Raw genomic sequence first — 7112 nt, forward strand, 5'->3', positions numbered from 1 at the left:
GGCGGTGGCTGATCGCGGATCAGCCGTTCTGACGGTCGCCGAGATGGTGGTGGCCGAACAGGCGATCTTCGACACCGGCGTCTCGGTCGATGCGCTGATGCAGCGTGCGGGCGAGGGGGCAGGCCAGATGATCTGGCGGATCGGCGGCACGACGCCGACGCTGGTGCTGTGCGGTCCTGGAAACAATGGCGGCGATGGCTATGTTATCGCAGAGTTTTTGCGTGCAAAGGGCGTGCGGGTCACCGTTGCCGCATTGTCCGAACCGCGCACCGACGCTGCGCGCCATGCTCGGGCGCGCTTTGGTGGCAAGACCACCATGTTCGATGAGGTCGAACCCGCTACGCAGGTCGTCGATTGCCTGTTTGGTAGCGGTCTGACACGCCCGCTCGACGGTGCCGTCTGGCATCGTTTTGCCGAACTGGTCGGCCAGGCACGGCGCAGCTTCGCGATCGATCTGCCCAGCGGGGCGGATGCCGACCGTGCGGTCTGGCTCAACGAGCCGCTGCGCTTCGACCATGTGCTGGCGCTGGGCGCGTGGAAATATGCCCATCTGCTCGAGCCCGTCGCGAGCGATTGCGGCGCGCTGAGCCTGATCGAGATCGGAGTCGATACCGAAGCCGCCAGGGTGCGCAGAATCGCCCGGCCCTCGATTGTCGCGCCCGATGCGCGTTCGCACAAGTACCGCCGCGGGCTGGTCGCGGTGTTGGTCGGCGCGATGCCGGGTGCGGCGCTGCTCGCGGCACATGCAGCGCAGGGGGCAGGGGCAGGGTATGTGAAGCTGATCGGCGCAGGCGATCCGCCGCCACAGCTTCCTGCCGATATCGTATGGCAGCGCACAGACGGCGCGGGCTCGGTCGCCGAAGCGCTGCAGGACTCGCGCATCGGCACCGTCGTGGTCGGCCCGGGTCTGGGGCGGGACAATCAGGCGCGCGTGCTGCTCGAGACCGCGCTGGCATGCCCGCACCCGCTGATCGTCGATGCCGATGCCTTGCATCTGCTGCCCGGTTATTTCGCGAGCCTGAAGGGGCGGGGCGCGCCGGTGCTGCTGACCCCGCACCAGGGCGAATTCGATGTGCTCGCGGGCGAGACCGGTGCCGATGCGATCAATAAGGTCGCTCGGGCCGAGGCGCTTGCCCGGACGCTGGATACGTTCGTGCTCTACAAGGGTGCGGATACCGTCATCGCCGCGCCCGATGGCCGCGCGGTCATTGCCGACCGCCGCTATTCCTGGCTGTCGGTCGCGGGCACGGGCGATGTGCTTGCCGGCTGCATGGCGGCGCGGCTTGCGGGCCATGCTCAGCCGTTCGACGCCATGACCGAGGCAGGCTGGCTGCACGACCGCGCCGCGCATATCGCGGGACCGGCGTTCAGCGCGCTGCAGCTCGCCAACGCCTTGCCGCAAGCGCTGGAGACCTGCCTTGAGCGATGATCTGATCGTGCGCATCGCTGCGCGGGGCGATGGTGTCACCACATCGGGCCGTCATGTCGCCGGAGCCGCTCCGGGAGACACGATCACGCCTAATGGCAGCATCGTGCCCGGACCGCATCATGCGGTGCCGCCATGCCCGCACTTCGGGTCGTGCGGCGGCTGTCAACTGCAGCATGTCGACGATGCCGCGCTCGCCGATTTCGTCCGCGACCGCGTCACCGGGCCGCTGACGGCCAAGGGCATTGTCGCGCGTGACGTTCGACCGGTGCACCTCTCGCCACCGCGCAGCCGCAGGCGAGCCTCATTGCGCTATGTGCGCAAGGGCGGGCAGGTGGTGTTGGGCTTTGCCGGGCAGGGCAGCCAGGATCTGGTCGATATCCGTGCCTGCGAGATCGTGACGCCACGGCTGCATGACGTCATGATGGCGGTGCGCGGCCTGATCGTGAAATGGCCGGAATCAAGGCTTTCCGGCAGTGTCGAGCTGACCGAGATAGACCAGGGCGTCGATGTGCTGATCTCGGGTCTCGCGCCGACGACACTGGCGCAGCACGAGCTGCTCTCCGGCTTTGCCGAGGCGCAGAAGCTGGCGCGGCTGTCGATCGACCAGGGCTTCGGACCCGAAACGCAGTACGAGCCGGTGCCCGCCACGATCAGCTTTGGCGACATTGCGGTCCGGTTTCCGCAGGCGAGCTTCCTGCAGGCCACGCGCGATGGCGAGGCAGGACTGGCAGCGGCCGCGCGCGAGGCGCTGGACGGTTGCCGGATGGTAGCGGACCTGTTTGCGGGGCTGGGCAGCTTCGCTTTCCACCTGATCGCGCCGGGCCGCCGCATCTATGCCGCTGAAGCCGCGCGCGATGCGATCCTGGCACTCAAGGCCGTGGCCGATGCGCGCCAGCTGCCGGTATTCACCGAGCATCGCGACCTGTTCCGAAATCCGGTGCAGCGCGACATGCTCGACCGGCTCGAAGGCTTGGTGCTCGATCCACCGCGCGCAGGGGCCGAGGAGCAGGTGCGCGCCATCGCCGGATCGTCGATCAGGCGGGTCTGCTATGTCAGCTGCAACCCGGCAACCTTCGCGCGCGATGCTCGCATCCTGTGCGATGCCGGGTTCGCGCTCGATACCTTGTGGCCGGTGGGTCAGTTCCGCTGGTCGACGCATGTCGAGCTGGCCAGCCTGTTCCTCCGTCAGCCCTGATCGCTCCACACAACGCCATCGCGCGGGCGGGTGTCAACGCGAAGCTCGAACACGTCCGGGCGCGCATAATGGCCATCGGTGTCGAGCCCAGCCAGCCCCTGGCCGATGCTGGCAAGGTCCAGATCGGCGACCAGCGTTTCGGGGCCAGACCCGGCTTGAGCGAGCACCATGGCATCGGGCGCGATGATCGCACTGCCACCGAACTGCAACTGCCCCTCGGGCATGGCCTCGAGCAGTGCGCGCGCGGCCTTGCGGGCTGTGGTGTCAAGGTTGCAATGATCGAGGCCCAGCAGAACATCGTCGCGGCTCTGGATCGTTCCGGCGGCCAGCACGAAACACCGGCCTTCAAAGGCATAATGGCGTGAGGCCATGGCGTAAGTCTCGCGCACCGTTGGCCAGGCGGCGATGTGCACCACCTCGCCCTGGTTGTGCATCGCGGCGCGTGCGAGCGGCATCCAGTGCTCCCAGCAGATCAGGCTGCCCACAGGTCCGAAGGGCGCGGCGTGCGTGCCGAGCGTCGAGCCGTCGCCGCGCGCCCAGATCAGCCGCTCGCCATGCGTGGGCACCAGCTTCCGGTGGATCAGCGGCTGCAGACCGGGGCGCAGCAGCAATTGGCAGTTGTAGAGGCTCGATCGCACGCGCTCGTGCGCACCGATGCTGACCAGCGCGCCCGAGCGATCGACCAGATCCTGTACCGGCGCGAGGCGCGGATCGCCGATGCGGATCGCTTCCTCAAGCAGCACCGCATGCAGCGCGCGCGTACCCGGATGGTCCCACAAGGCCGCTCCCGGCGCTTCGTCGAGCCAGAGCGGATAGCCGCCAAGGAACGTCTCGCCAAAGGCTATGATTTGCGCACCCTGATCGAGCGCCGGTTCAATCAGGGCGGGCAGGGCGGCAATGCCCTGCGTCACGGAGAGCGGAATAGGCGCGGCCTGGACGATCGCCGCACGGATGCGGCGCGGATCAGCCATGTAGGTGCAGGTCGAAGATCGGGATCGCCGCGTGGAAGATCAGCACCATCAGGCACAGGCTTGACGAGGCGAACAGCAGGAAGCGCACGGCGACGCGGTTGACCGTCGCCTGGACGAGGCTGTGTGCAATACGAAGCGCGACATAGAGCCAGGCGACCGCGACGTTGATCCCTTCGCCATGGCCGATGATCGCCAGCACGATGCACACTGCATAAAAGATTGTCGGTTCGTCGAGCAGGTGATTGTAATTATGCGCTTTCCACTGGATCGGTTGCGGCAGGACAGCATCGAGGTCCTTGCCCGTGCCGCCCTTCAGGTTGGCGACATCGATCTTCGCCTGCTGCATTGCCGGGATGCGGGTGACATACATCCATGCCCACATCACCATGGTCCAGGCGAGCAGGATGACGACGGGTTGCAGAATTGTCTGGATCATGGTGGCGGCTCCCTCAAAGCGTGGCGATCAGTGCACGGATCGCGAGCACGATCAGGCAGAAGGTGGAGGCTAGGAACAGCAGGAAACGCGTTTGCACCTTGTTCACGGTGGCCTGCCAGATGCTGTGGACGATGCGGATCAGCACATAGCCCCAGGCCAGTGCGACATTCAGGCCATCGGTGCCTGCGCCGGCGATCGCCACGATCGCGATGGTGGCGTAGAAGATGGTCGGCTGCTCCATCAGATGCGCGTAATTGTGCGATTTCCACGCGGCTTGCGGCGGGAGCATCGGATCGAGATCGCTGCCACGCCCTCCGACGGCCTTGGAAATATCGACGCCCAGCTTCTTCGCATTGGGCAGTCGTGCGCCCGCCATCCAGAAGAGCATGACGAGCGACCAGAGCACCAGCACGGCGGCTGGCGTCAGAACATTGGCAGACATGAAGCAGTTCCTCCCCCGCTTTACGGAGGAGGAAACTGCGGCAGCGCTATTAGATTGTCAATCGCAACCGATTGGCGCGATCAGCGGTTGATGCTGACAACATTGTCGGCGCGCCAGTGCGGGCGGGCCTCGCCGGTGTACATGGACTGCATCGGCTCGTCGGTGACGGTATAATGCTCGCTCGTGCCGAAGCCGTTGAAGCCGGTACGCATCGCCGCACCATAGGCGCCGATCATGCCGATCTCGATATAGTCGCCGGCCTTGATGTCCGCGGGCAGCGGGAAGGGACCTGCCATGTAATCGATATCGTCGCAGGTCGGGCCGAAAAAGCTGAAATCCTCGGTCGTGCTGCTGCGCTGGGTGCCGAGATAGCGGACCGGGAAGCGCCAGCCGATATGCGCGGCATCGAACAGTGCGCCATAGGCGCCATCGTTGATGTACAGTTCCTCGCCGCGGCGACGATCAACGCGCACGATGATCGAATTGTACTCGGCGCAGAGCGCGCGGCCCGGCTCGCACCACAGTTCGGCCGAATAGCTGATCGGCAGGCTTTCGAAGGTGCGTTCGATGATCGCGAAATAGTCTTCCAGCGGCGGGGGCTGCATGCCCGGATAGGCGGAAGGGAAGCCGCCGCCGACGTCGATCACGTCCACGGTGACCGAGGCATCGACGATCGCCGCGCGGACGCGGTCGAGTGCCTGCACATAAGCGTGCGGGCTCATCGCTTGGCTGCCGACATGGAAGCAGATGCCCAGGCTGTCCGCTGCCTGGCGGGTCGCCATCAGCAGTTCGCGCGCATCGATCAGTTCGGTGCCGAACTTCGATGCGAGGCTCAGTTCCGAATGCTCGGACGATACACGCAGGCGCACGCACAAAGTCAGATCGTCGGGCGCGCCGGTGGCGGCGACGATCTTGTCGAGCTCTTCACGGCTGTCGAGCGAGAACACGCGCACGCCATGAATGTGATAGGCTTCGGCGATCGCTTCGGGGGTCTTGACTGGGTGCATGAAGCACAGCGTCGCATCCGGCAGCGTTCCCGCGACCAGCCGAACTTCGGCGATCGAGGCGACGTCGTAATGCGTGATCCCCGCGTTCCACAGCACGCGCAGCAGGTCGGGCGAGGGATTCGCCTTGACCGCGTAGAGCGACTTGCCAGGAAAGCGATCAACAAAGAAACGCGCCGCGCGGGTGGCCGCTTGCGGACGGTTCAGCGTAACCGGCTGTGCCGGGTTCAGAGCCTGAATCAGCTCCAGCGCATCAAGATATTCGTGCAACTCAAGGGACCCCCAAAAAAACAGTCAAACAACAAGGCTGCCTTGCGGTTATTGGAAGTCCCCCTGGGGCAGCGGAACGCCGAAATAGGGTCCGCAGCCCCGCGTGTAAAGGGAAAAATTGCTACCGAAATCCTAACCCAGCCGATCGCGGAACGTCTCGTAACCGAACGAGGCAATCTCGCGCAGGCTGTCGTCATCGCTGTTCCACAGCCAGATAGATGGCAAGGGTACGCCATTGAAAGTATTGGTTTTCACCATCGAATAATGCGCTTGGTCGAGGAATGCGAAGCGCTGTCCCGGCTCGAGCGGGACGGGCAGGCCGTAGTCGCCGATAATGTCCCCGGCGAGGCAGGATGGCCCGCCGAGCCGTATCGGTTGTGCGTCAGGCCGTTCGCCGAGCATCGCCGGGCGATAGGGTGCCTCGATCACGTCGGGCATATGACAGGTCGCCGAAATGTCGGTGATTCCCACCTTCATTCCGTTGTCGAAGACATCAAGCAGCTCGCCCACCAGGATGCCGGCATCTAGCGCAACCGCCTCGCCGGGTTCGAGATAGATGTCGCAGCCCGTGCGTGCCTTGACCGCGATTAGGAACTCGACCAGCTCGTCGCGCTGGTAATCGGCGCGGGTGATGTGATGCCCGCCGCCAAAATTCAGCCATTTCAACTGGTTGAAATAGGGTTCGAGCAAGGGTTCCAGCTTGGCCCAGATCTGCTGCAACGGGACCAGGTCCTGCTCGCACAGCGAGTGGAAATGGATGCCGGATACACCTTCGAAATGCTCGGGGCGCAATTGGTCGATAGGATGGCCGAGGCGGCTATGCGGCTGGCTGGGGTCGTATTTCTCGGTCTCGCCCAGCGGCAGCGCGGGGTTGATGCGCAGGCCGATGTCGAAACTCTGGCCCGCAATGCGCGCTTCCTCGATCAGCGGGGCGAATCGCGCGATCTGGCCGGGGCTGTTGAAGATGACATGGTCGGAGAGCTTGAGGATCTCGCGCAGGTCCTCGGCCTTGTAGCCCGCGCAATAGGTCGCGATCTCGCCATGATAATGATGCGAGGCGAGCTTCGCCTCCCACAGGCCGGACGAGCAGGTGCCGTCGAGATAGTCGCTGACTACATCGCCCAGTTGCCAGAAGGAGAACGCCTTGAGCGCGGCGAGCATCTTGATGCCCGCCCGGTCGCGCACATCGGCGAGCACCGCCAGATTGCGCCGCACCGCCGCCTCGTCCACGACAAAGGCGGGCGAGGGTACGCGGTTCAGGTCGAAATGCCGAAAGGCACCGGGATCACCGGCCTTGGTTTCCATTGAATGTCTCCCCCTCTCCCCTTGAGGGGAGAGGGGGAGACATTCAATGGAAACCAAGGC

7 protein-coding genes are annotated in these 7112 nt (G+C 64.9%); 2 read left to right on the forward strand and 5 right to left on the reverse strand.

Annotation, left to right across the window (positions count from 1 at the left end; all coding sequences use genetic code 11):
- Both AX735_RS17780 and AX735_RS17785 read left to right on the forward strand, forming a co-directional pair.
- On the forward strand, positions 1-1429 hold a 1429-nt coding region (locus AX735_RS17780), incomplete at its 5' end, for an NAD(P)H-hydrate dehydratase (RefSeq protein ID WP_446471834.1).
- A complete protein-coding gene (locus AX735_RS17785; RefSeq protein WP_066282906.1) occupies positions 1419-2624 on the forward strand; it encodes a class I SAM-dependent RNA methyltransferase in 1206 nt (401 codons plus the stop codon). The genes AX735_RS17780 and AX735_RS17785, both read left to right, overlap by 11 nt.
- Here the strand turns inward: AX735_RS17785 and AX735_RS17790 are convergent.
- The 5 genes from AX735_RS17790 to AX735_RS17810 all read right to left on the reverse strand — a co-directional run bounded on the left by AX735_RS17790 (position 2615) and on the right by AX735_RS17810 (position 7052).
- Entirely contained in the window at positions 2615-3595 is a 981-nt protein-coding gene (locus AX735_RS17790; RefSeq protein ID WP_066282914.1) for a carbon-nitrogen hydrolase family protein, read from the reverse strand. The two genes, AX735_RS17785 and AX735_RS17790, sit on opposite strands and share 10 nt — an antisense overlap.
- On the reverse strand, positions 3588-4031 hold the full coding sequence (locus tag AX735_RS17795) for an MAPEG family protein (RefSeq protein ID WP_066282918.1): 444 nt from the start codon (positions 4029-4031) through the stop codon (positions 3588-3590). The genes AX735_RS17790 and AX735_RS17795 overlap by 8 nt, the downstream gene beginning before the upstream one ends.
- A gap of 13 nt (positions 4032-4044) precedes the next feature.
- Complete coding sequence (locus AX735_RS17800) at positions 4045-4473, reverse strand: MAPEG family protein (protein ID WP_066282921.1); 429 nt, start codon at positions 4471-4473, stop codon at positions 4045-4047.
- 80 nt (positions 4474-4553) lie between these two features.
- Complete coding sequence (locus AX735_RS17805) at positions 4554-5747, reverse strand: type III PLP-dependent enzyme (protein ID WP_066282925.1); 1194 nt, start codon at positions 5745-5747, stop codon at positions 4554-4556.
- 132 nt (positions 5748-5879) lie between these two features.
- Positions 5880-7052, reverse strand: coding sequence for a carboxynorspermidine decarboxylase (locus AX735_RS17810; protein ID WP_066282928.1), 1173 nt, complete (start codon positions 7050-7052; stop codon positions 5880-5882).
- Between the last annotated feature and the right edge of the window lie 60 nt (positions 7053-7112).

Origin of the sequence: Blastomonas sp. CCH1-A6, from assembly GCF_001556365.1 — a bacterium.
Classification (GTDB): Bacteria; Pseudomonadota; Alphaproteobacteria; order Sphingomonadales; family Sphingomonadaceae; genus Blastomonas; species Blastomonas ursincola.